At 35.8% G+C, this 23,386-nt stretch carries 14 protein-coding genes; 4 read left to right on the forward strand and 10 right to left on the reverse strand.

The genetic code is table 11. The features are described 5' to 3' along the window. Nucleotides 1-61 precede the first annotated feature (61 nt). The 5 genes from Q9Q97_RS03695 to Q9Q97_RS03715 all read right to left on the reverse strand — a co-directional run bounded on the left by Q9Q97_RS03695 (nt 62) and on the right by Q9Q97_RS03715 (nt 6,428). Nucleotides 62-1,582: an alpha-isopropylmalate synthase regulatory domain-containing protein gene (locus Q9Q97_RS03695; RefSeq protein ID WP_306154740.1), complete on the reverse strand. Its 1,521-nt coding sequence runs from the start codon at nt 1,580-1,582 to the stop codon at nt 62-64. 266 nt (nt 1,583-1,848) lie between these two features. Then, on the reverse strand, nt 1,849-2,445 hold the full coding sequence (gene leuD / locus Q9Q97_RS03700) for a 3-isopropylmalate dehydratase small subunit (RefSeq protein ID WP_091490627.1): 597 nt from the start codon (nt 2,443-2,445) through the stop codon (nt 1,849-1,851). Between the two features lie 159 nt (nt 2,446-2,604). Beyond that, nucleotides 2,605-3,999, reverse strand: coding sequence for a 3-isopropylmalate dehydratase large subunit (gene leuC, locus Q9Q97_RS03705; protein ID WP_306154743.1), 1,395 nt, complete (start codon nt 3,997-3,999; stop codon nt 2,605-2,607). A gap of 514 nt (nt 4,000-4,513) precedes the next feature. After that, nucleotides 4,514-5,434, reverse strand: a complete 921-nt coding sequence (locus Q9Q97_RS03710; RefSeq protein ID WP_306154744.1) for an AraC family transcriptional regulator — start codon at nt 5,432-5,434, stop codon at nt 4,514-4,516. 190 nt (nt 5,435-5,624) lie between these two features. Beyond that, nucleotides 5,625-6,428, reverse strand: a complete 804-nt coding sequence (locus Q9Q97_RS03715; RefSeq protein ID WP_306154746.1) for an SDR family oxidoreductase — start codon at nt 6,426-6,428, stop codon at nt 5,625-5,627. 336 nt (nt 6,429-6,764) lie between these two features. Here Q9Q97_RS03715 and dnaE point away from each other — a divergent pair, with 336 nt between their 5' ends. After that, entirely contained in the window at nt 6,765-11,297 is a 4,533-nt protein-coding gene (dnaE, locus tag Q9Q97_RS03720) for a DNA polymerase III subunit alpha (RefSeq protein WP_306154749.1), read from the forward strand. Nucleotides 11,298-11,474: 177 nt separating this feature from the next. Continuing rightward, nucleotides 11,475-12,431: an outer membrane beta-barrel protein gene (locus Q9Q97_RS03725; RefSeq protein WP_306154751.1), complete on the forward strand. Its 957-nt coding sequence runs from the start codon at nt 11,475-11,477 to the stop codon at nt 12,429-12,431. A 205-nt stretch (nt 12,432-12,636) separates the two neighbouring features. On the opposite strand, the gene Q9Q97_RS03730 is transcribed toward Q9Q97_RS03725, so the two are convergent. The 4 genes from Q9Q97_RS03730 to Q9Q97_RS03745 form a co-directional block, all read right to left on the reverse strand. Then, complete coding sequence (locus Q9Q97_RS03730; protein ID WP_306154754.1) at nt 12,637-13,632, reverse strand: Gfo/Idh/MocA family protein; 996 nt, start codon at nt 13,630-13,632, stop codon at nt 12,637-12,639. 359 nt (nt 13,633-13,991) lie between these two features. Further along, nucleotides 13,992-16,100 carry a prolyl oligopeptidase family protein gene (locus tag Q9Q97_RS03735; RefSeq protein ID WP_306154756.1) on the reverse strand — a complete coding sequence of 703 codons (2,109 nt, stop codon included), beginning with the start codon at nt 16,098-16,100 and terminating at the stop codon, nt 13,992-13,994. 231 nt (nt 16,101-16,331) lie between these two features. Continuing rightward, a complete protein-coding gene (locus Q9Q97_RS03740; protein ID WP_306154757.1) occupies nt 16,332-18,539 on the reverse strand; it encodes a TonB-dependent receptor in 2,208 nt (735 codons plus the stop codon). Nucleotides 18,540-18,699: 160 nt separating this feature from the next. Beyond that, entirely contained in the window at nt 18,700-19,053 is a 354-nt protein-coding gene (locus Q9Q97_RS03745; protein WP_306154758.1) for a hypothetical protein, read from the reverse strand. Between the two features lie 226 nt (nt 19,054-19,279). On the opposite strand from Q9Q97_RS03745, the gene Q9Q97_RS03750 reads away from it, so the two are divergent. Then, nucleotides 19,280-19,984, forward strand: a complete 705-nt coding sequence (locus Q9Q97_RS03750) for a porin family protein (RefSeq protein WP_306154760.1) — start codon at nt 19,280-19,282, stop codon at nt 19,982-19,984. Here Q9Q97_RS03750 and Q9Q97_RS03755 read toward each other — a convergent pair. After that, entirely contained in the window at nt 19,979-20,584 is a 606-nt protein-coding gene (locus tag Q9Q97_RS03755) for a hypothetical protein (RefSeq protein WP_306154762.1), read from the reverse strand. The two genes, Q9Q97_RS03750 and Q9Q97_RS03755, sit on opposite strands and share 6 nt — an antisense overlap. A 234-nt stretch (nt 20,585-20,818) precedes the next feature. Between Q9Q97_RS03755 and Q9Q97_RS03760 the strand changes: the two genes are divergently transcribed. Beyond that, on the forward strand, nt 20,819-23,290 hold the full coding sequence (locus Q9Q97_RS03760) for a bifunctional UDP-N-acetylmuramoyl-tripeptide:D-alanyl-D-alanine ligase/alanine racemase (protein ID WP_306154764.1): 2,472 nt from the start codon (nt 20,819-20,821) through the stop codon (nt 23,288-23,290). Nucleotides 23,291-23,386 lie beyond the last annotated feature (96 nt).

Here is a 23,386-nt window from a genome sequence, read left to right on the forward strand (position 1 = left end):
GATGCTAAGCTACTAAGTTCCAATAAATCTTAGAACCTTAGTAGCTTAGCGACTTAGCATCTTAACCAGCTATATTAAGCATTTTCTGTGTTGCAATTATCGCTGCAACCGTTTGATCTGAATCTAAACCTCTTGTTTTAAATTCTTTTCCGTTATTTACCCACGTAATGATCGTTTCGCATAAAGCGTCAGAACTACTTCCAGGTGGGATTCTTACTGCGTAATCGATTAATTTTGGAAGCGTTAATTTTTTGCTTTTGTAAATCTTTGATAAAGCATTCATAAAAGCATCAAACTGACCGTCTCCTTGAGCGTTTTCTTCGATTATTTCTCCGTTTAAATTTAGAGATAAAGTTGTCGAAGGGCGCATTCCTTTAGAATGAACCAGCATATAAGAATTGATCGTAATTTTTTCTTCGTATGTGTGACTATCCAAAACATCAGAAATAATGTAGGGAAGATCTTCTTTGGTAACGGTTTCTTTTTTGTCGCCCAACTCGATAATTCTTTGGGTCACCAATTTCAAATCTTCGTTGTTCAGTTTTAAACCTAATTCTTGAAGATTCTTTTCGATATTGGCTTTGCCCGAAGTTTTTCCGAGTGCATATTTTCTTTTTCTTCCAAAGCGTTCTGGAAGCAAATCATTAAAATAAAGATTGTTTTTGTTGTCGCCATCGGCATGAATTCCAGCAGTTTGCGTAAAAACGTTATCGCCTACAATTGGTTTATTAGCAGGGATTCTGTAACCTGTAAAAGTCTCCACTAGCTTACTTACAGAATACAAAGATGTTTCTTTTATGCCAATGTGTACTTCTGGCATATAATCGTTTATAACTGCGACAGTACTTTCAAGAGGAGCATTTCCAGCGCGTTCTCCCATTCCGTTTACCGTAACGTGAAGTCCATTGATTCCAGCTTTTACGGCTTCCATAACATTGGCAACGCTTAAATCGTAGTCGTTATGCGCGTGGAAATCAAAGTGAATCTGAGGATATTTTGCTTTTATTTTTGAAATAAATTCAAATGTCAAAGACGGAATTAAAACACCTAAAGTGTCTGGCAATAAAATTCTTTTAACTGGCTGAGTTGCTAAGAAATCTAGAAATTGAAAAACATAATCTGGAGAATTTCGCATTCCGTTGCTCCAGTCTTCCAAGTAAACATTGGTTTCAATATTGTTTTCTTTCGCGGAAGCAATAATTTGAGCAATTTCGGCAAAATGTTGCTCAGGCGTTTTCTTTAACTGATGCGTTAAGTGATTCATTGAGCCTTTGGTCAATAAATTTTGCACTTTCGCACCCGCTTTTTTCATCCAGTCAATCGAAACACCGCCGTCTACAAATGTCAGAACTTCAATTCTATCAATGTATCCTTTCTCTTCAGCCCAAGTTGTAATGCCTTTTACGGCTTGAAATTCTCCTTCGCTAACGCGGGCAGAAGCAATTTCAATTCTATCAATATTTAATTCCTCCAACAATAATTGCGCAATGGTCAGTTTTTCTGCAGCAGAAAATGATACTCCAGAGGTTTGTTCACCATCACGAAGTGTCGTATCCATTATTTCAATTTTTCTTTTTTCCATATTGATATTCTAATTCTTAGTGTTTTGACGCAATTGCTAAATATATTTCATTGCGCATATTTGACGCTGATTTTACGGATTCGCTTTCGCGAAGGCGCTGAAAAAAACGGATTTTTAATATATAATAATTAAAAAATCCGCGTCAATCTGCTCCCGATAGCTATCGGGATTGCGGTAGCAAATCTGTGTCATCCGCGTTCTATATTCTAGAAAGACCCGAGAGGTTTTGAAGCCTTTCGGGTCTAATAGACTGAATGATATTGCTATTAGTAAGGAAGTTTATCAGCGAAAGCTTTAATATCCTCTTTCATATCTTGTAAATAATCAATGTCGTCAAAACCATTGATTAGGTTGTTCTTTTTGTATCCGTTAATAGCAAATGATTCTTGCTCGCCAGTTGACAATAATGTAATGGTTTGGTTTGGAAGATTGATTTCTAATTCTGTTTTAGGATCAGCTTCGATAGCTTTGAAAATATTTGCTAAAAACTCAGGGCTGATTTGTACTGGCAAAACACCAATATTTAAACAGTTTCCTTTGAAGATATCTGCAAAGAATGAAGAAACTACAGCACGGAATCCGTAATCGTAAACTGCCCATGCCGCGTGCTCTCTAGAAGATCCAGAACCGAAGTTTTTTCCTCCTACGAGGATTTTTCCGCTGTATGTTGGGTTGTTTAAAACGAAATCTGCTTTTGGAGTATCGTCTCCGTTATATCTCCAGTCTCTAAAAAGGTTATCACCAAAACCTTCACGTTTTGTAGCTTTTAAGAAACGAGCTGGAATAATTTGATCTGTATCTACGTTCTCAATTGGCAACGGAACTCCGCTGCTAGTAAGTATATTAAATTTATCGTATGCCATTTTAATTTTAGATTTTTTAATTTTAGATTTTAGATTTTCTTCTCTGGCGAAATCTAAACGCTAAAATCTTTTTGTATTAATAATGTGAATGAATTTTTATTTGAAGAATTTAGATGAAGATTACGCAAAGTGAGCAATCTAAAATCTAAAATCTCCAATTTAAAATAATTCCCTTGGATCCGTTAGTTTTCCTGTAACCGCAGCTGCAGCAGCCATAATTGGACTTGCTAAAAGCGTTCTTGAACCAGGACCTTGACGACCTTCAAAGTTTCTGTTTGAAGTACTTACTGCATATTTTCCAGCAGGAACTTTATCGTCATTCATTGCTAAACAAGCAGAACATCCAGGCTGACGTAATACAAAACCAGCTTCAGTTAAAATATCTAAAATTCCTTCTTCTTTAATCTGAGCTTCAACAACGTGAGAACCCGGAACTAACCAAGCCGTAACATTATCTGCTTTTTTTCTTCCTTTCACAATTTCAGCGAAAGCTCTAAAATCTTCAATACGTCCGTTTGTACAACTTCCTAAGAAAACGTAATCGATTTGTTTTCCGATCATTACGTCGTCTTCGTTGAAGCCCATGTAAGCTAAAGATTTTTTATAAGTTTCCTCACCGCCTTCAACTTCTTTAGCGTTCGGAATATGTTTAGTGATACCAATTCCCATTCCAGGGTTAGTACCATAAGTAATCATTGGTTCAATGTCAGACGCTTTGATGTTTAATTCAGCATCGAAAACAGCATCTGCATCTGTTTTTAAAGTTTTCCAGTATTCAACTGCTTTAGTCCAAGCTTCTCCTTTTGGAGCGTAAAGTCTTCCTTCAAGGAAATCGAAAGTAGTCTGGTCAGGAGCAATCATTCCTCCACGAGCACCCATTTCGATACTTAAGTTACAAACTGTCATACGGCCTTCCATAGTCATGTTTTCAAAAACATCACCAGCGTACTCAACAAAATATCCAGTTCCTCCAGAAGTTGTCAATTGAGCAATAATATAAAGCGCAACGTCTTTTGGACCAACACCTTTACTTAGTTGTCCGTTTACGTTGATACGCATTTTCTTTGGTTTAGGCTGCATAATACATTGTGTAGAAAGCACCATTTCAACCTCAGAAGTTCCGATACCAAAAGCGATAGCTCCAAAAGCACCGTGAGTAGACGTATGCGAGTCACCACATACAATAGTAGCACCTGGCAAAGTAATTCCGTTTTCAGGACCAACTACGTGTACAATACCATTTTTTTGGTGACCTAATCCCCAGTGTGAAATTCCGTATTCAGTTGCATTGTCTTCAAGCGCTTTAAGCTGATTTGCAGACAAAGGATCTGCAACAGGTAAATGCTGGTTTATAGTCGGTGTATTGTGGTCTGCAGTTGCAAAAGTACGTTCTGGATATAGAACGTTAACGCCTCTTGATTTTAATCCTAAAAAAGCAACAGGGCTCGTTACTTCATGAATGAAATGACGGTCAATAAAAAACACATCTGGTCCATCTTCAATTTTACGCACAACGTGTGAATCCCATACTTTGTCAAATAATGTCTTACTCATTTTTTATTTTTTTTAAATGTAATTCTATAACTACAGCCTTTCCTGTTCATTATAATAGCAAAACAAAAGTAAAAAAAGATAAAAAGGCGTCAATTTCAATATTTCATTATATACGATACCCAAACTAAATTACAAATTGCCAATTGGCATTTGCAACGTCAAATTTGACAGAAAAATGATTTAGAAACTGATTTTGTTTTTCTTTTTCAGATTTAATTCTGCTTGATTGTTCTTTGTTTTAATAGTTTGCAAATTTATCTCAAAATCACTATAAAATAGAGTGTTTGTTTTGAAAAAATGTAACAAAATGAATAAAAATAGTAATAATTGACAGTTTTTAAAATTTGTAAAAAACACGTTTTTTTGCTTTTTTTTAATCGAAAAAAGCTTTTTAGAATGATTCTATGTCTTCAAAAAAAGACTAAAATACTACGACATCCAAGAAGTGAATTTTTGTATTTTTTTATGAATTTTAGGAAGAAAATGGATTGGATGATTGGATGTTTTTTGAAAATTAATTCAAAGAATTTTTAAATTCCAAAGGCGTTAAATTGGTTTTTTTTTTGAATAATTTACTAAAAGATTGGGGATATTCAAAACCCAATTGATAAGCAATTTCTGCTACCGAAAGATTGGTCGTAATTAGAAAATCTTTTGATTTTTCGATTAGTTTAGAATGAATGTGCTGTTGTGCATTTTGTCCCGTTAAATTGCGGAGCATATCGCTTAAATAGTGTGTAGAAACATTAATTTTTGAAGCTAGGAAATCGACCGTTGGTAAGCCTCTTTTTAAGCTTTCGGCATTATTAAAATAACTATCAAGCGTTTCCTCAACTTTCAATAACAAATCGTGACTGATGGTTTTTCTGGTAATGAACTGGCGTTTGTAAAAACGATTGCTGTAATTGAGCAAAACATCTATATAAGAAACAATTACGTCCTGACTCATTTCATCTATTGCGGTATGAAGTTCGTTGTCAATGCTCTTTAATAATCCAATAATTATAGCTTTTTCACTGTCTGAAAGATGCAGCGCTTCATTCGTATCATAAGAAAAGAAACCGTATTTTTTAATGCTTTTTCCCAGAGGATAATTGCGGATAAAATCGGGATGAAAAAGCAAAGTGAAACCGCCATATTTTGCGCCTTCTTCATTATCCGTAAAAATCAGCTGATTGGGAGAAGCAAACATTAGCCCGCCTTCATTAAAATCGTAATAACCCTGACCGTAACCCATTTTTCCGTTGGTAGAAAATTTATAAGATATTTTATAAAATTCAAGCAGAAAAGAGCTATTGTCTAAATCTCCATTTATAACCAGTTGCGTGTTATCGACCAAACTAATCATCGGATTAAGCGGTTTTGGCAGATTCAATAAGCTGTGAAACTGTGAGATAGAAGAAATTTTTGCAGGAGGATTATTTTTCTTTTCCATGATATAAATGTATGAAATTAAAAGATTAATTAGGTTTTTCAGAAACAATTAAGCTGCCTATTTATTTAGAAAAAAACAGCTTCGGAGAAGCGAAATATTTTAATACTGATGTATTTCGCTCCGCTGGAGCTTTGCTATTAATAGGAAATATGATTTCTATAAATATTTCGCTTCTCCGAAGCTATTTTTATTATTCTCCAAAAAACTGTTTACCAAACGCTTCGCGAAAAACTTCATCGCCTTGCTCCAGTCTTTGTTTGTAAAGTGCTTTTGCATCTTCGCCAGCGACATATCTCAGTTGTGTTTTTCCGTCGGTTGCGGCTTCGTAAACGACTTCGGCAATTTGTTCTGGAGTTGATGCCATTTGAAACATTGCATCAACACTTGCAAACATATTGTTGGTCATAGCTTCGTATTCCGGTTTTGTTCCTGTGTCAAGAGAACCATGTATAAATTCTGTTTTAATACCGCCCGGTGAAACCGTTTTAATATGAACCCCAAACGGATTCAATTCGTAAGCCATACTTTCGCTCCAACCTTCCAATCCCCATTTTGTGGCGTGGTAAACTGATCCTAAAGGAAAAGCGATCAATCCGCCGATAGAAGTTGTAGAGATAAACAACCCGCTTTTTCTTTCTCTGAAATAAGGAATAAAAGCATTTGTAATACGAATTACGCCCAATAAATTAGTGTCAAGTTGTTTGGTAATTTGTGCATCGCTAAGACTTTCCAAAGGACCAATTAAACCGTAACCGGCATTGTTGTAAATGATATCAATATCGCTTAATTCAAGTGCTTTTTGAACCGTGCTTTGAATCTGATCAAAATTGGTAACGTCTAAAGGTAAAAGCGTTACGTTTGCTAAATTAGAAAGTTCTGTTTCTTTTTCAGGATTTCTCATTGTAGCGATTACATTCCAGCCTTTTGCCTGAAATAATTTTGCTGTTGCTTTTCCTAAACCTGATGATGCGCCTGTGATAAAAATTGTTTTCATGATTATTATTTTTTAATTGTTATAATTTGATGAAGCAAAGTTCAGGATACACCACAGCTTAAAAGTGTTCATTTTGGTGCAATGAGTATCCAAAATGGATAATTGACGATTTTAATAAAAGGATAATGGAATTTTAAGGTTTTTCGCAGTCTTTAAGAATCATGTTAAAAATGCTTTTGTTAACAACTTTCGCTTCATTATATCTCCAAAAAAAACGTAAATTTGACTTCCTTCCACTTTTCATTTCGCATTTAGTTATGTTTCATATTGTCAAATATTTACAATAGGAAAGATTTGGAATTTGGACTTTAATTTTTGACTTTTCTATAAAAATATATGTATTTAGTATTCGATACCGAAACAACCGGATTACCAAAACGCTGGGACGCGCCAATTACCGATTCTGATAACTGGCCTCGTTGTATCCAGATCGCGTGGCAATTACACGACGAAATGGGACAGCTTATCGAGCATCAGGATTATTTGGTAAAACCAGAGGGATTTAATATTCCGTATGACGCCGAACGTATTCACGGAATTTCTACCGAATTGGCAGAAGCCGACGGAATCACGCTGGCCGAAGTTTTGGAGAAATTCAATATCGCTTTAAGCAAAACCAAATTTATCGTTGGTCAGAATTTAGGATTCGACGTTAATATTATGGGCGCCGAATTGCATAGAATGGGAGTTGATTCTCCTATGGCATCCATTCCGGTTCTGGATACTTGTACCGAAGTTACAGCTTCATTATTACAGCTTCCTGGAGGTCGTGGAGGAAAATTCAAACTTCCGACATTGACCGAACTTCACGAATATTTATTCAGTGTTCCTTTCGCGGAAGCGCACAACGCAACTGCCGACGTTGAGGCAACGACGCGCTGTTTCTTAGAATTGGTGAGAAGAGAGGTTTTTACCAAAGAAGAGCTTGACGTTCCGAAAGAATATTTCAAAGATTTTCAGGAAAGAAACCCAGAGCCGTTTAAGCTTATTGGTTTAAAACACATCAATTTAAAAGCGGCTTCTGATAAAATTAGAGAACAACTTAAAGCTCTGGCTGGAGAAGGTCAGCAGACAGTTGTTTCAGAAGAAGATAAAGCCGACTTTAAAGCGGCAAAATTTGCGCATTTGCACAATCATACACAGTTTTCGGTACTTCAATCTACAATCGGAATTGGAAATATCGTAGCGGCTACAGCCAAAAACGGAATGCCTGCCGTGGCAATGACCGATACTGGAAACATGATGGGAGCTTTCCATTTTGTGAGCGCTGTTATGAATCACAACAAAGGAGCTTCTGCAAAAAACAAAGCTTTAGTTGAAGCTGGTGAAGAACCAACAGAAACTGAAATAAAACCAATTGTTGGGTGTGAATTTAATATTTGTGAAAACCATTTAGATAAATCCAAAAAAGACAACGGTTATCAAGTTGTTTTAATGGCTAAAAATAAAGCGGGTTATCATAACTTGGCAAAAATGGCTTCGATTGCGTATACTGACGGATTTTATTATGTTCCTAGAATTGACCGAAAAATTGTCGAGCAATACAAAGGAGATATCATGGTTTTGTCTGGGAATTTATACGGAGAGATTCCGAGTAAAATCCTGAATATTGGTGAGAACCAAGCCGAAGAAGCTCTGATTTGGTGGAAAGAACAATTTGGCGAAGATTTCTATCTCGAAATAATGCGCCACAATCAAGAAGATGAAAATCGTGTCAACAAAACCCTGATTGAGTTTTCGCAAAAGCACAATGTAAAACTGATTGCAACCAATAATACTTATTATTTAAATAAAGAAGATGCCAATGCGCACGACATTTTATTGTGTGTAAAAGACGGAGAAAAACAGGCAACGCCAATTGGCCGTGGTCGTGGTTACCGTTATGGACTTCCGAATCAGGAATACTACTACAAGTCGCAAGACGAGATGAAAAAGCTCTTTGCTGATCTTCCCGAAGCGATTATTAATATTCAGGAAATTATTGATAAAGTTGAAGGATATTCACTTTATCGTGACGTATTGCTTCCGAAGTTTGATATTCCGGAAGAATTTGTTGATCCTGAAGATGAAAAAGACAATGGTGTTCGAGGTGAAAATGCTTATTTACGACACCTTACGATGGAAGGTGCGAAAAGAAGATATGGCGAAATTACCGAATCGATTCAGGAACGTTTGGATTTTGAGTTATTAACGATTTCAAACTCAGGTTATCCAGGTTACTTTTTGATTGTACAGGATTTCATTGCCGAGGCAAGAAAAATGGACGTTTCGGTAGGGCCTGGACGTGGTTCTGCAGCGGGATCTGCCGTTGCATACTGTCTCGGAATTACCAATATCGACCCGATTAAATACGACTTGCTTTTTGAGCGTTTCCTAAATCCTGACCGTGTATCGATGCCCGATATTGATATCGACTTTGATGACGAGGGTCGTGGACGTGTAATGGAATACGTAATCAACAAATACGGTCAGAAACAGGTGGCGCAGATTATCACGTATGGTAAAATGGCTACCAAATCGGCGATTCGTGATACGGCGCGTGTACTGGATTTACCTTTATTTGAAGCGGATAGAATTGCGAAATTGATTCCGGGGATGATGCCGTCAAAATGGAATTTGGCGCGTTTCATTTCGGAAAGTGAAGATGAGGTTAAAAAAGCACTTCGTTCGGACGAATTTGATAATGTAAAAGAATTAATCGCCATTGCCAATGAAGATGATTTGGCTGGAGAAACCATTCAGCAGGCAAAAATTCTAGAGGGTTCGATGCGTAATACGGGAATTCACGCCTGCGGGGTAATTATTACGCCGTCGGATATTACGAATTATGTTCCCGTAACTACCGCAAAAGATTCGGACTTATATGTAACACAGTTCGATAACTCGGTTGCTGAAAGTGCGGGATTGCTGAAAATGGACTTCTTGGGTCTGAAGACCCTTACGCTGATAAAAGATACTGTAAAACTGGTAAAATACAGAACGGGAATTGAGCTGAATCCAGATAATTTCCCGATTGATGATGAAGAAACTTATGCGCTTTTCCAAAGAGGTGAAACGGTTGGAATCTTCCAATACGAGTCACCTGGGATGCAGAAATACATGAAAGATCTGAAACCGACAGTTTTTGGAGATTTAATTGCCATGAATGCACTTTATCGTCCAGGACCTTTGGAGTATATTCCATCTTTCGTTCGAAGAAAAAATGGTGACGAAGAAATCAAATACGATTTAGATGCCTGCGCCGAATATTTATCTGAAACCTACGGAATTACGGTTTACCAAGAGCAGGTAATGCTTTTGTCTCAGTCTTTGGCAGGATTTACAAAGGGTGAGGCCGACGTTTTGCGTAAAGCGATGGGTAAGAAACAAAAAGACGTACTAGATAAAATGAAGCCGAAGTTTGTGGAACAAGCGGCAGCAAAAGGTCATGATGCCAAAGTTCTAGAAAAAATCTGGAAAGACTGGGAAGCCTTTGCGAGTTACGCCTTCAACAAATCGCACTCGACTTGTTATGCGTGGATTGCCTATCAAACGGCTTATTTGAAAGCGCATTATCCTGCGGAATATATGGCAGCGGTACTTTCGAATAACATGAACGATATCAAACAGGTTTCGTTCTTCATGGAAGAATGTAAACGTATGGGCTTACAGGTTTTGGGGCCAGACGTAAACGAATCGTACTATAAATTTACAGTAAACGATGATTATGCCGTTCGTTTCGGAATGGGAGCGATTAAAGGAGTAGGTTCTGGTGCTGTAGAAACGATTGTAGAAAATAGAAAAGACGGAAGATATAAATCGATTTTTGATTTGGCGAAGCGAATTGATTTACGCGCTGCGAATAAAAAAGCGATTGAGAATTTAGCTTTGGCTGGAGGTTTTGATTCTTTTGAAGGAACAACCAGAGCTCAGTATTTTCACGATGATGGAGACGGAATTACATTCTATGAAAAAGCCATGCGTTACGGATCGAAATTTCAGGAAAATGAAAACTCGTCTCAGGTAAGTTTGTTTGGAGAAGCGAGTGAAGTGCAAATTGCAGAACCCGTTGTGCCGCCATGCGAAGACTGGAGTACAATGGAAAAACTGGCAAAAGAAAAAGAGGTGGTCGGAATCTATATTTCTGGGCATCCACTGGATGATTTTAGGTTTGAGATGAAATATTTCTGCAACGCTCGTTTAGAAGCTTTGAAAAGTATGAACGAATATGTTGGAAAGAATCTTCATTTTGCCGGAATTATTAATAACGTTCAGCATCGTGTAGCCAAAAACGGAAAAGGTTGGGCGGCGTTCAACTTAGAAGGGTATGATGAGAGTTACGAATTCAAGATTTTTGGTGAAGAATATTTGAAATTCCGCCATTTCTTGATTCAGAACAACTTTGCCTTTTTGAAAATATTAATAAAAGATGGCTGGGTAAATCATGATACGGGTAAGAAAACCGATCCGAGAATGCAGTTTGTGGAGATTCGACAGTTGCAGGATATTTTGGAAGCTTTTGCGAAAAAACTAATCTTATTATTGAATATTAAAGATCTTCATCCAGAATTTATACATAAGCTGAGTCATTTGTTTAATGAAAATAAGGGAGATAATTCGGTGACTTTTGAAATCATGGAATTGGAAAAAATAAAAAAGCTAGTTGAGGTAGAAACGCCAACAGATTTTGAAGCAGAAGATGCAGTTTTTGAAGTGGAAAACGAAACTGAAGATGGTCCTGAAAATACAAAAATTCAGGAAGTAAACGAGGTTGAAGAGATAAAAGTAGTAACCAAATTATCGATGCCTAGCCGTCGTTTGAAGGTTAGAATTTCAACTGAATTACTGCAGGAATTAGAGAAAATGCAAATTAATTTTAAACTGAACTAAAAATTTAACAGTTAAAATTTAAACGGATGTTAATTTTTTTAGTTAAAAATATGCATGCATAATAGTTTTTTAGTAATATTGCGCCAAATTACAACGTTTTCGTTCCAAGTCTAACTTTTCAAACTGTAAGAATCTGTTAAATTATTCTAAGTTTGTATAAATCAATAAATCAAAATTATGAAAAAGAACCTATTTTTATTAGGATTATTAGTTTGCTCAATGGCCGGTGTTGCGCAGACAACAGAAAAAGCAGACAAACCAGAAAGCTGGTATTTCAAACTAGGAGGATCATACTTTAACCAAACAGCTTCAACAGAATTTCCAGTTGTTGGAGGAAATTTACCTTTAGACAAAACATTTGTTGGAGGACAATTAGTATCTGAAAAAAGTATCACAGGTTCTTTCGGTCAAGGTTTTAGAACTGGTATTACTGCAGGTTACCGTTTTTCGACACGTTTAGGAGTTGAATTAGGGGTTAATTACTATAACAGTAATGATAAAAAAATGGCTCAGACAACTACTGATACGCCAATTACTCCAACGGGAGAATATAGCTTCAAATCTGTAGGTCAAATTACAGCTTTTGATTTAGCGCCTGCTATTGTAATGTTTTTAGGAGAATCTGGTGGATTTGAGCCTTACACAAAAGTTGGGGTTTTAGTTCCAATTCATGGAGATTTAGAAATCACTTCTGACGCGTATGCGCCAATTGCATTTAATCCAACTACAGGAGCACCTGTTGCTTTTGGAAACGTTCATAGTGTAGATAAAGTAAAACCAAACCCAACTTTAGGGTTTACGGCTGCTGTTGGTACAACTTATAAATTAACTAGTCACCTTTCTGCTTTTGCTGAATTGGAATACAGAAACTTTACAGTTCATGGGAAAACAAAAGAAACTACTGAGTTTACTGTAAATGGACAAGACGCATTAGCGACAAGAACTACGTCACAAATTCATACTAACTATAGAGATAGATTAGATGTTAATTCTAATAATGCAGCCTTTAATCCAAATACAGCTACTCCGGACAAAAGAGATACAACAAGACCTAACGAAGCAATGGATGAGTTAAGTTCATATGTTGGAATTTCTGGTTTAGGATTAACTTTAGGTATTAAATACAGCCTATAATTTTATAGAAGTTTTTAGTTTAAAAAAAGAGGATATTCGAAAGGATATCCTCTTTTTGTTTGGCTTAATGATATTTTGCAAATTGTTTGTCATCCCGAGGAACGAGGGATCTTCGCAAGAAACTCGACAAAGATTGAAAACTATACTTTACGGAGCTACTTGCGAAGATCCCTCGTTCCTCGGGATGACAAACATTGCTTCAAATTTATTTCGAAGCCTCTCTAAACTCCTTCAAAACCTGATCAACAACCCAAGTTGTTCTAGCACCAGAAATTCCTTTTGATGGAGAAGCGCCTTCGTTACCTAAAAGTTCTGCAATAACCGTTTCAATAAAAGGCTGTTGAATATGAAGCGGATTTTCGATGGTAATAGTTTCTTTTTCGCCATTTGCATACTGAATATGAAGCGGATCATTTCCGAAAGTGGAGAATGAAATCTTTCCTTTATCGCCCACAATTTCAGTGTTGTCATAGCGCTCAAAACTTGCAAAATTCCATATTCCAGAACCGTGAATCCCATTTTCGAATAAGAAAGACATCGAAACCGAATCTTCAGCAGGATAAGCCATTAATTGAGAAGTAGCATGACCGCGAACCGATTTTATCGGACCTAAAACAAAGTCTAAGAAATCTAAAGTATGGCAAGCCAAATCAACGAAGATTCCTCCTCCAGAGATATGTGGCAAAACTGTCCAAGGAAGATTGATTTCGTCATCATAGCGCTCTTCAAAAGGATGATATAAAACACAATTGACATGTCTGATATTCCCTAATTTTCCTTGGTCGATGATTTCCTTAATTTTTAAAAAACGCGGAAGTGCTCTTCTGTAATAAGCCACAAACAACGGAACATTATGCTCTTTGCAAGCGCTGATCATTTCGTTGCACTCTTCAAAAGTCAACGCCATTGGTTTTTCAACATACACTGGCTTTCCCGCTTTGGCACATAAAATAGTGTATTCTTTATGAGAAGATGGAGGAGTAGCAATATACACAGCATCAACTTCTGGATCATTTATTAAATCTTCAGCTTTTGAATACCATTTCGGAACATTGTGGCGTTTGGCATAATCTTCTGCAAGGGCAGCATCTCTGCGCATCACAGCCACCAAAGCAGAGTTTGGCGCCTTTTGAAATGCAGGTCCGCTTTTAACTTCGGTTACATTTCCGCAGCCAATAATTCCCCATTTTATAATTTTCATGGTTTTAGTTTTAAGTTTCTCAAATTTAAAGTTTATTTAAAAAAAGTTAGCCACGAATTCACGAATTATTTTTTGATACAAATTGCGTATAAAAAGGTCTGCCACGAATTACACGAATTCCACTAATTTTTTTGCCACAGATTAAAAAGATTAAAAGGATTAAACTTTGGGTGTATTTTGTTTCACGCAGATTTTGCAGATGGAGCAGATTTAAAATCTGTTTTTATCTGCCTAAATCTTTTAAATCTGCGTGAAACAAATTAGTGGAATTCGTGGAATTCGTGGCAAAAAAAATAACCACGAACTCACAAAAAATAATTCGTGAATTCGTGGCTATAAAAAAATCTAGTTCTAAAATCTTACTTCGAAGGCAAAGCTTTAAAACCCATATTGTAAAGCGTAAACGCTTGAATATCTACATTTTCTTGAATAGTAGCCGCAACAGATTTTCCTGCGCCGTGCCCTGCTTTTACGTCTATTCTAATTAAAACTGGATTTTCTCCTGTTTGTTTTTCCTGCAATTCAGAAGCAAATTTAAAACTGTGAGCCGGAACTACACGATCGTCATGATCTCCCGTAGTTACCATAGTTGCAGGATAATGAGTTCCTTGTTTTACGTTGTGAACAGGAGAATAACCTTTTAAATATTCAAACATTTCTTTGCTGTCTTGAGCAGTTCCGTAGTCAAAAGCCCAACCAGCACCTGCTGTGAAAGCATTGTAACGAAGCATATCCATTACTCCAACTGCAGGAAGCGCTACTTTCATTAAATCAGGACGTTGTGTCATTGTAGCACCAACCAATAAACCTCCGTTAGATCCTCCGCGAATAGCTAAATAATCAGCTGAAGTATATTTTTGTGCGATTAAATATTCCGCAGCAGCGATAAAATCATCAAATACATTTTGTTTTTGCAATTTTGTTCCTGCATCGTGCCATTTTTTTCCGTACTCACCCCCTCCTCTTAAGTTGGCAACAGCATAAACACCACCGTTTTCCATCCAAACTGCATTGGCAATGCTGAAACTTGGCGTTAGGCTAACATTGAATCCGCCGTAACCGTAAAGGATTGTCGGGTTTTTACCGTCTAATTTTGTTCCTTTTTTATACGTAATAATCATCGGAACTTTTGTACCGTCTTTTGAAGTGTAGAAAACCTGTTTAGACTCATAATCTTCACTTTTGAAATCTACTTTTGGTTTTTGATAAATTTCAGATTTACCCGTTTTTGGTTCCAAAGAATAGATGCTTCCTGGAGTAGTGTAATTCGCAAAGCTGTAATATAAAATTTTATCTTCTTTTTTACCGCTAAAGCCGCCCGCAGTTCCAACAGCAGGAAGTTTAATTTCACGAACTAATTTTCCGCTGTAATCATATTGCTGTACAAAAGAAACCGCATCTTTAGTATAATTAGCAAAGAAATAGCCAGCGCCAGTTGAAGGAGATAAAATATCTTTGGTTTCTTTGATGAAATCTTTCCAATTTTCAGGTTTCGGATTTGAAGCATCAACCGTCACAACTCTTTTATTTGGAGCATTAAGATCGGTTTCTATAAACAGTTTGTTGCCTTCATTTTCGATAACAGCGCTGTCAGTGTTAAAGTTGTCTACAATGGTAACAATCGGGCTGTTTGGCTTAGTCAAATCTTTAATATATAATTCATTTCCGTAAGTAGAATTAGCCGCTGTAATTACCAAATAATGATTGTCTTCAGTAACATATCCACCAACATATCTTCTTTTCTGGTCGGCTCCAAAAATTACTTTATCGTCTTTTTGAGAAGTTCCCAATTTGTGGAAATACAATTTATGCTGATCTGTTTTAGCAGACAATTCGCTTCCTTTAGGTTTATCGTAACTAGAGTAGTAAAACCCTTCATTTCCGTGCCAAGACACGCCGCTGAATTTGATGTCAACCAAAGTATCTTCTAAAACTTTCTTAGAAAGCGCATCAATAATAATCACTTTTCTCCAGTCGCTTCCGCCTTCAGAAATAGAATAAGCCGCGATGTTTCCGTTTTTAGAAAAGTTTAAACCGCCAAGCGAAGTTGTTCCGTCTTTAGAAAAAGTATTCGGATCTAAGAAAATCTCTTCTTTTCCTTTTTCATCTTTTCGGTAAACTACAGATTGATTTTGAAGTCCATTGTTTTTAGAATAATACGTAAATTTTCCTTCTTTAAATGGAGCTCCAATTTTTTCGTAATTCCAAAGTTGTTCCATTCGTTTTTTAAGTTGATCACGAAACGGAATTTTATTTAAGTAACCATAAGTAACCTCGTTTTCAGCTTTTACCCAAGCTCCCGTTTCAGCAGATTTGTCATCTTCTAACCAACGGTACGGATCGCTTACTTTAGTATCAAAATATACATCAACAGTTTCTCCTTTTTTAGTTTGCGGATATTGCATTTTACCTTGTCCGAACGAAATTCCTGCGGTTGTAATTGCCATTAATAAAAATGTTTTTTTCATAGTTAGTTTTTATCTGTTGTAACAAAAATAGCACTTTTTGTTGTAAAAAATCAGGAAGAAAAGTTAAACCATATAAGTCATATAAGTTCATTTTATTTTCCTGCAAGGTTTCCAAAACCTTGTAGGTATAATTTGCGATCAAATCTAAAATAAACAAAACCTACAAGGTTTTGGAAACCTTGCAGGATGGCCGTTCTGCTAAATGATCTTATATAACTTATATGGTTAAAATTATAAATTAAAATTAACGCCCAAAACGATGTTTCTTCCAATATTCGGAATGCCGTCTGTTTTTAATCTTGAAAGGTGTGCGATATATTTTTTATCGAATAAATTGTTTCCGTTTAAGTTAATGTCGAAAGCCGTTTTTCCTAGTTTAACTGTTCCTCCAAAACCTAAATTTACCAAAGTATATCCTTTAGAAGCCGTTTCAAAACCGCTCACATTATTCTGACTGAAAGTTGATGAAACATTCAAAGAAGCAAAACCTTCGCTTAACCAGTTTTTGATATTGAATTCGGTTCTAAGCGTATTATTCCAGTTGTTTGCAGGAATTAAAGGCAGATAATCATCATTGTCTTTTTTACCTGTAACCGTTTCAAAACTGGTTTCAAAATGTAACCAATCTAATGGGTGCGGGTGAAAGTGAAGACCAGCTTCTCCACCAAATAATTGTGCATTGTCCTGAACGTAGGCAAAAACATCATTGTCATCCAAAACGTCTCCTGTTGGCGAAGTGTAGATGTAGTTGTTTACATGATTGTAGAATCCGTTTACGAAAAACTCAAAATGAGAATTTTTATATTCTAAATTAAGATCGGTCTGAACGTTTTGTTCGGTTTTCAAATTCGCATTTCCAATTTCGTAACGATTTGTTCCTTCATGAACACCGTTTGAAGTCAGTTCTGCTAAGTTTGGCGCTCTAAATCCTGTTGCTACATTTAAACGAAGCGTTAAAGGTTCTGCAAGCTTAGTTTTGTAGCCTAACGAAGCATTAAAACTATCAAAAGATCGGTCAAGAGGCAGAAAATAACCTTCTTCGCCTTCAGTTCCGTGAGCTACAGACGTAATGTTTCTATTGTCAAAACGCAATCCTGCTTGTAGAACGCTATTATTCCATTCGTAATTTGCCGTTCCAAAAACACCAAAATCGTTAGTTGTCGCATCTGGAATCAGGTACTCTTCACCAGAATTTTTATTCGTCTGGTGCATTCCTTGAACGCCTAAAATAGTTTCGATTTTTCCGAATTTAGGAAAATGATATTTCGCATTATAATTGAAAGTATTCAATTTCATGTGCAAAGAAGCTTCATTACTGTCTTCAAATTCGCTTCTGTCATTAGCAATGTATCCTAAATCAACATCCAGTTTTGAGTTTTCAAAGAAAATCACATTGTTCAAACTCAATAAATGATTATTAATTCCCTGTCTAGGAAATTGCGTGTCTTTGCTTGAAGATTGTTCTGCAATTCCATCTTCTGGAATTCCAATATCCAGTTTGTTAAAGTTGTAACGAAGAACGCTTGAGAAAGTAGAATTACTATAACCGATTCCTGTTTTAAAATCAGTTTCGTTGTAACGTGAATTGGTTACGCGGTCGCCATCAGCAATTTTGTAGTCTGAATGTGTATTGTAACTTCCTCGTGCTAAGAATTTCCAATTTTCTGTAGAAGTTTTTAAGCCAATAGAAGAATTGCTTCCTTGTGTATTTGTGAAATATTTTTGGCTGAAATTGGCTTTAAAATCACCCGCATCAGCAAATTTTTCAGGATTAAAATATAAAACTCCTCCTAAGGCATCCGAACCATATAATAAAGAAGCAGGGCCTTTTATCACTTCAACACTTTCGATTCCGGCATCATTTAAACCTAAACCATGTTCGTCTCCAAACTGCTGGTTTTCGATACGAACGCCTTGAGAATAAACCAAAACACGATTACCGCTAAGTCCGCGAATTACGGGTTTTCCGATAGAAGTTCCCGTAGAAATCTGCGAAACTCCAGGAATGGTCGCTAAACCTTCAATTAAGGTTGAAGTTCCTTTTTGCTGTAAAGTTTTAATGCTTTCGTGCTCGATTTTCATTACGTTTTGCGATTGCAATTTATTGAAAGGCGTTGACACGACTACTTCATCCATTTCTAAAATAGATTCTTCCAAAATGATATCTAAAGTGTTTTGCTTTAATAATTTAGCAATCGTTTTATTTTGATTCGCGTATCCCACATAAGTAAAAGAGATACGAAGGCTTCCGCTTGGAAGATTATTCAGTTCGTATTTTCCGTTTGCGTCTGTTGTCGTTCCTTTATGCAATTCTGGAGCATAAACAGAAACGCCAGGCAATGGATTGTTTTGAGTGTCGGTTACAATTCCTGAAACCGAATTTTGAGCATTCAGCATGCCCGAAAACCCTAAAATAAGGGCAATTATAAATTTTTTCATTTGAAAATGATGCTATAGTTAAATTGATTTTTTCTTCGAATGAAAAACAAAAGCCAACAATAAAGCATTCTGATCCTAATTGATAGTAATAGGATGAGGAAACTCAATGTTATTTTGAATTTAATTAAAAGAAAAGTGATGCTTTTCGAATAATCGAAAGTTAAGAAACTATAACAGCAGGAGGCCCCCGTAAGAAATACGAAGTGGTTGAAATTGAAAAAATCTTCTCTGAAAATGGAAAGAAATAAGGTGTTTCTCTGTCAAATGAATGAAAATCGAAAGAGAAATTTTGAGGAAGAATAAAAGATTCAAAAGCAAAATGACAAACAAAACAAACATCATAATCATGATGCTGATGCGTTATCTCGCCATTAGGATCATTGTAATTATGGTGGCACTGTTTTTCTGAAAGCTGTTTTACAATATGCTCATAACTGTGTATGGACTGAAACAATATCGAAAACAATATTGTTACAGCAAACGATACACTTAATATGAGCTGCTTTCTCTTCATACTCTGCAAAGGTATAAAAGATAAAAACAAAATTGATTAATTTTTTCTTTCAGCAAATTGATTTATTGAAAATAATGCAGCAATTAATTTTAATCGCAGTCAAAATGAGAATATTTTTACTTTGTATCTTTACTACAAAAAGCATTATATTATATTTGTATGTGAAATAAATAAGCGTACAAAAACGTTTATTTGTAATCATCTCTTTAAAACCCAAAACCACGACATGCGAATTATTTTTAGCTGCTTATTTTTACTCACTTTTTTTAACTCTTTTGCACAAGAAGAGGTTAAACCTGAGATAAAACCAGTTGTAAAAATAGATTCTCTGTATAGAGAAGATCAGTTTTATTTTTCGGTTACGTATAATATGTTTACGGATATTCCGATCAATTTCAAACAAAATAAATTTTCTCTCGGACTTTCAGGAGGTTTTTTGCGCGATATGCCCATTAATAAATCTAGAACAGTTGCTATTGCAGCAGGTTTAGGTTTGAGTTATCAGAATTACTTTCAAAACTTAACAATTTCTGAGGATGCGTCAGGCAATCCAATATATGGTGTGAATAATTATGGCGAATTTGTATCGAATCGTTACCGTCAATATTCTGTAGATCTCCCGATAGAATTCAGATGGCGTAATTCGACTTATGAAAGCACTAAATTTTGGCGTATTTATGGCGGAGTAAAATTGAGTTATGTTTTTTCGAGCATGTCTCTTTTAAACGATGGCGAAAATACCTATAGAATCAATAACAACAAGAATGTCAATACATTTCAATACGGACCATACATTGCTGCGGGTTACAATACATGGAATCTTTATTTGTATTATGGCTTAAATCCGCTGTTTAATTCGACTACTACTTTGTCTGGCGAACCAATCAAAATGAAAACCTTAAATGCGGGATTGATTTTTTATATTTTATAACCAGAGATATAAAAATAAAAGCTGTGGCATTATTCCAATAAACAATCCTACTAATATTTCTCTAGAAGTATGCGCATTCATTTCTAAACGAGATGAAGCCACAATTCCCGACAATAAAATAAGTAATGCCGGCCAATACGGATTATGCATTTGAAGATGAATGTTTAACCCGATAACAAAAACCGTTAAACCCGAAATAGCAACCATGTGCAGACTTGCTTTTGTCTTAAAAAGTACGCAGACCAATGCTAAAATAGTACTGAACAAACCCGCAAGAAAAAAGAAGTGAAGTTCAGGATAACGGGTAATGACAATGCTTCTTTTGACTAATAAAATATATAAAAAACATTGCAGAATCAACGGAATAGTTCGTTCTGAAGTTTGGCTCAACATGATCGATTTTACATGTCCAGTCGATTTTAAAAGCAGATAAAACAAAACGGGAACGATGATATTGATTACTAAAATCTGTATTAATACAAAATACTTTTCCTGTCTGCTAAAAACGTCTTCTTTGCAAAACAGATAAAACAAAGTAGCGTACAGCGATACAAAAATCGGATGTAATATATAAGAGAAGAGTGGAAGTACTTTTTTCAAAACGCAATATTTGTGGTGTAAAAACAAATATACTGAAATATTATTTTTTGCCACGAATTACACAAATTTTCACAAATTTCATTTTGGATTTGATCGTTTGAGAAAGAAAAACTTTTAATCTGCGACAAGAAAAAAATTAGCGGAATTCGTGCAATTCGTGGCAGAAAACAATTCGTGGCAAACATTCTCGTTTCTATCTTTAATGTTTTAATTTTGAAAAAAAGAAATTACCAAATGAGCATAAATTTAAAAAGCCTGGTTTCAGTTCTTCATGCCAAATGGATTGGTTCAGAGGCTGATGTTTTAATCGATCATATTTCAATTGACAGCCGTTCACTTCAAAACGGATCGCAAACCTTGTTTTTTGCTTTGGCCGGCGTTAACAACGATGCTCATTTATTTATTCCTGATTTAATAGAAAACGGAGTTCAGAATTTTGTGGTGCAATATATTCCAGAAGCTTATGCAGATAAAGCTAATTTTTTGGTGGTCGAAAATACGCTTTTTGCGCTTCAGGGATTTGCGGCGTATTACCGAAATATGTTTCATTTTCCAGTTATCGGATTAACGGGAAGCAACGGCAAAACGATTGTAAAAGAATGGCTTAACTTTTTACTGAGCCCAGATTATAATATAATTAGAAGTCCAAAGAGTTACAATTCTCAGGTTGGAGTGCCGCTTTCGGTAATTGCTATTAATGAAAAACATAATTTAGGAATTTTCGAAGCTGGAATTTCGACAGTTAACGAAATGGTTAAACTAGAGGAAATTATAAAACCAACAATTGGTGTGCTTACCAGTATAGGTTCTGCGCACGACGAAGGGTTTAAAAATCTAGTGGAAAAAATAGATGAGAAATTGCTCTTGTTCAAAGATTGTCCGATAATTATTTATCAAAAAAACGAAATTGTCGATTCTTGTTTATTGCAGTTTGCTGCAGAATATATGATGCATCCGCGAAAATTGTTTTCGTGGAGTTTTACAGATAAGAATGCTGATGTTTTTATTTCGAAAAAAGAAAGCAAAAATGAAACGACAGCACTTCAATATCAATACAAAAACGAAATTCACGTTCTCATAATTCCTTTTAGTGATTCGGCTTCTGTAGAAAATGCGATTTCGTGTTTGCTGGTTTTACTGCATTTTGATTACGATCAGGAAACGATTCAGAATCGAATTCAGATGCTTTATCCTGTTCGAATGCGTCTCGAAGTAAAAAACGGAATCAACAATTGCAGTATAATTGATGACAGTTACAGTTCCGATTTTCAATCGCTTAAAATTGCGTTAGACTTTTTAGAAAGTCAAAAGAAAAAAGGTGCTTCAAAAACTGTTATTCTATCAGATATTTTTCAAAGCGGATTTTCCAACGAAGAATTGTATTCTAAAGTTGCCCAGTTAATTTTAGACAATAAAATAAACCGAGTAATTGGTATTGGGCCAACGATTTCTTCTTTTGAAGCTAAGTTTCCGAACAGTAAAATGTTTCTAAACACAGCCGATTTTATAGCCGAAATTGACAATTTAGATTTCAATAATGAAACGATCCTGATAAAAGGAGCGCGATCTTTTAAGTTTGAAGAAATTGTTTCTTATCTGGAAGAAAAGACGCATGAAACGATTCTAGAGATTAACCTTGATGCGATCAGTCATAACTTCAATTACTACAAATCAAAACTGGCGCCAAATGTCAAAATGATGGTAATGGTAAAAGCATTTGGCTACGGAAACGGCGGTTTAGAAATTGCTAAATTATTAGAGCATCATAAAGTAGATTATTTGGGTGTGGCTTTCGCCGATGAAGGAATCGCATTGAAAAACGGAGGAATAAAGCTTCCAATTATGGTTTTAAATCCAGAATCGACCAGTTTTCCTTCTATTATCCAATATCAATTAGAGCCTGAAATTTATAGTTTAAAAGGTCTAAATGCCTTTTTGAAAATTGCCCGTGAAAAGAACTTAAAAGATTATCCAATTCATATCAAAATGGATACGGGAATGCATCGTTTAGGTTTTGAAAACAATACGATCGATGAATTGATTGCAACTTTAAAAGGAAATTCAACCGTTCGCGTACAGAGTATTTTGTCGCATTTGGCGACAAGTGATGATCCAAAACATTTTGATTTTGTTAATCAGCAGATTGCATTGTTTGAGAAATTATCTTCAAGATTAATTAGCGAATTAAATATAAATCCAATCCGACATATTTTGAATACTTCTGGAATTAGCAATTTTCCAAATGCGCAATACAATATGGTGCGTTTAGGAATTGGTTTGTATGGAGTTTCAAACGATTCGGCAGAACAAAAATATCTGGAAAATGTCGGAACTTTAAAATCGATAATTTCTCAAGTTAGAACTATTCCTGCTGGCGACAGCGTTGGTTACGGAAGACGTTTTATGGCCGATAGAGAAACAAAAATTGCAACCATACCAATTGGTTACGCAGACGGAATTTCGAGATTATGGGGTAATGAAATTGGTTATGTAACGATTAAAAACCAGAAAGCTAAAATCGTAGGAAGTGTCTGCATGGATATGCTAATGGTTAACGTAAGCCATATCGATTGCAAAGAAGGCGATTCGGTGATTATTTTCGGCGAAAGCCCAACCGTTATAGAAATGGCTGTGGCGTTAAAAACCATTCCGTATGAGATTATGACGAGCATTTCGCAACGAGTGAAGCGCGTATTTTTTAGGTAGCGTTATTTTTAAACCATATAAGTTATCTAAGCTCATTTTAGATGAGTATTATTTCTTTTGTTGCTTAAATTATGCATTCCAGATTGCGCCAAGCTT

Source organism: Flavobacterium sp. DG2-3 (genome assembly GCF_030730925.1).
GTDB lineage: Bacteria > Bacteroidota > Bacteroidia > Flavobacteriales > Flavobacteriaceae > Flavobacterium.

Bases quoted from the DNA above. Each gene is read 5' to 3' on its own strand.
- Q9Q97_RS03695 (WP_306154740.1), bottom strand. From the start codon at position 1,582: ATGGAAAAAAGAAAAATTGAAATAATGGATACGACACTTCGTGATGGT.
- leuC (WP_306154743.1), bottom strand. From the start codon at position 3,999: ATGAGTAAGACATTATTTGACAAAGTATGGGATTCACACGTTGTGCGT.
- Q9Q97_RS03725 (WP_306154751.1), top strand. From the start codon at position 11,475: ATGAAAAAGAACCTATTTTTATTAGGATTATTAGTTTGCTCAATGGCC.
- Q9Q97_RS03740 (WP_306154757.1), bottom strand. From the start codon at position 18,539: ATGAAAAAATTTATAATTGCCCTTATTTTAGGGTTTTCGGGCATGCTG.
- Q9Q97_RS03760 (WP_306154764.1), top strand. From the start codon at position 20,819: ATGAGCATAAATTTAAAAAGCCTGGTTTCAGTTCTTCATGCCAAATGG.
- Q9Q97_RS03735 (WP_306154756.1), bottom strand. From the start codon at position 16,100: ATGAAAAAAACATTTTTATTAATGGCAATTACAACCGCAGGAATTTCG.
- Q9Q97_RS03750 (WP_306154760.1), top strand. From the start codon at position 19,280: ATGCGAATTATTTTTAGCTGCTTATTTTTACTCACTTTTTTTAACTCT.
- Q9Q97_RS03745 (WP_306154758.1), bottom strand. From the start codon at position 19,053: ATGAAGAGAAAGCAGCTCATATTAAGTGTATCGTTTGCTGTAACAATA.
- Q9Q97_RS03715 (WP_306154746.1), bottom strand. From the start codon at position 6,428: ATGAAAACAATTTTTATCACAGGCGCATCATCAGGTTTAGGAAAAGCA.
- dnaE (WP_306154749.1), top strand. From the start codon at position 6,765: ATGTATTTAGTATTCGATACCGAAACAACCGGATTACCAAAACGCTGG.
- leuD (WP_091490627.1), bottom strand. From the start codon at position 2,445: ATGGCATACGATAAATTTAATATACTTACTAGCAGCGGAGTTCCGTTG.
- Q9Q97_RS03730 (WP_306154754.1), bottom strand. From the start codon at position 13,632: ATGAAAATTATAAAATGGGGAATTATTGGCTGCGGAAATGTAACCGAA.
- Q9Q97_RS03710 (WP_306154744.1), bottom strand. From the start codon at position 5,434: ATGGAAAAGAAAAATAATCCTCCTGCAAAAATTTCTTCTATCTCACAG.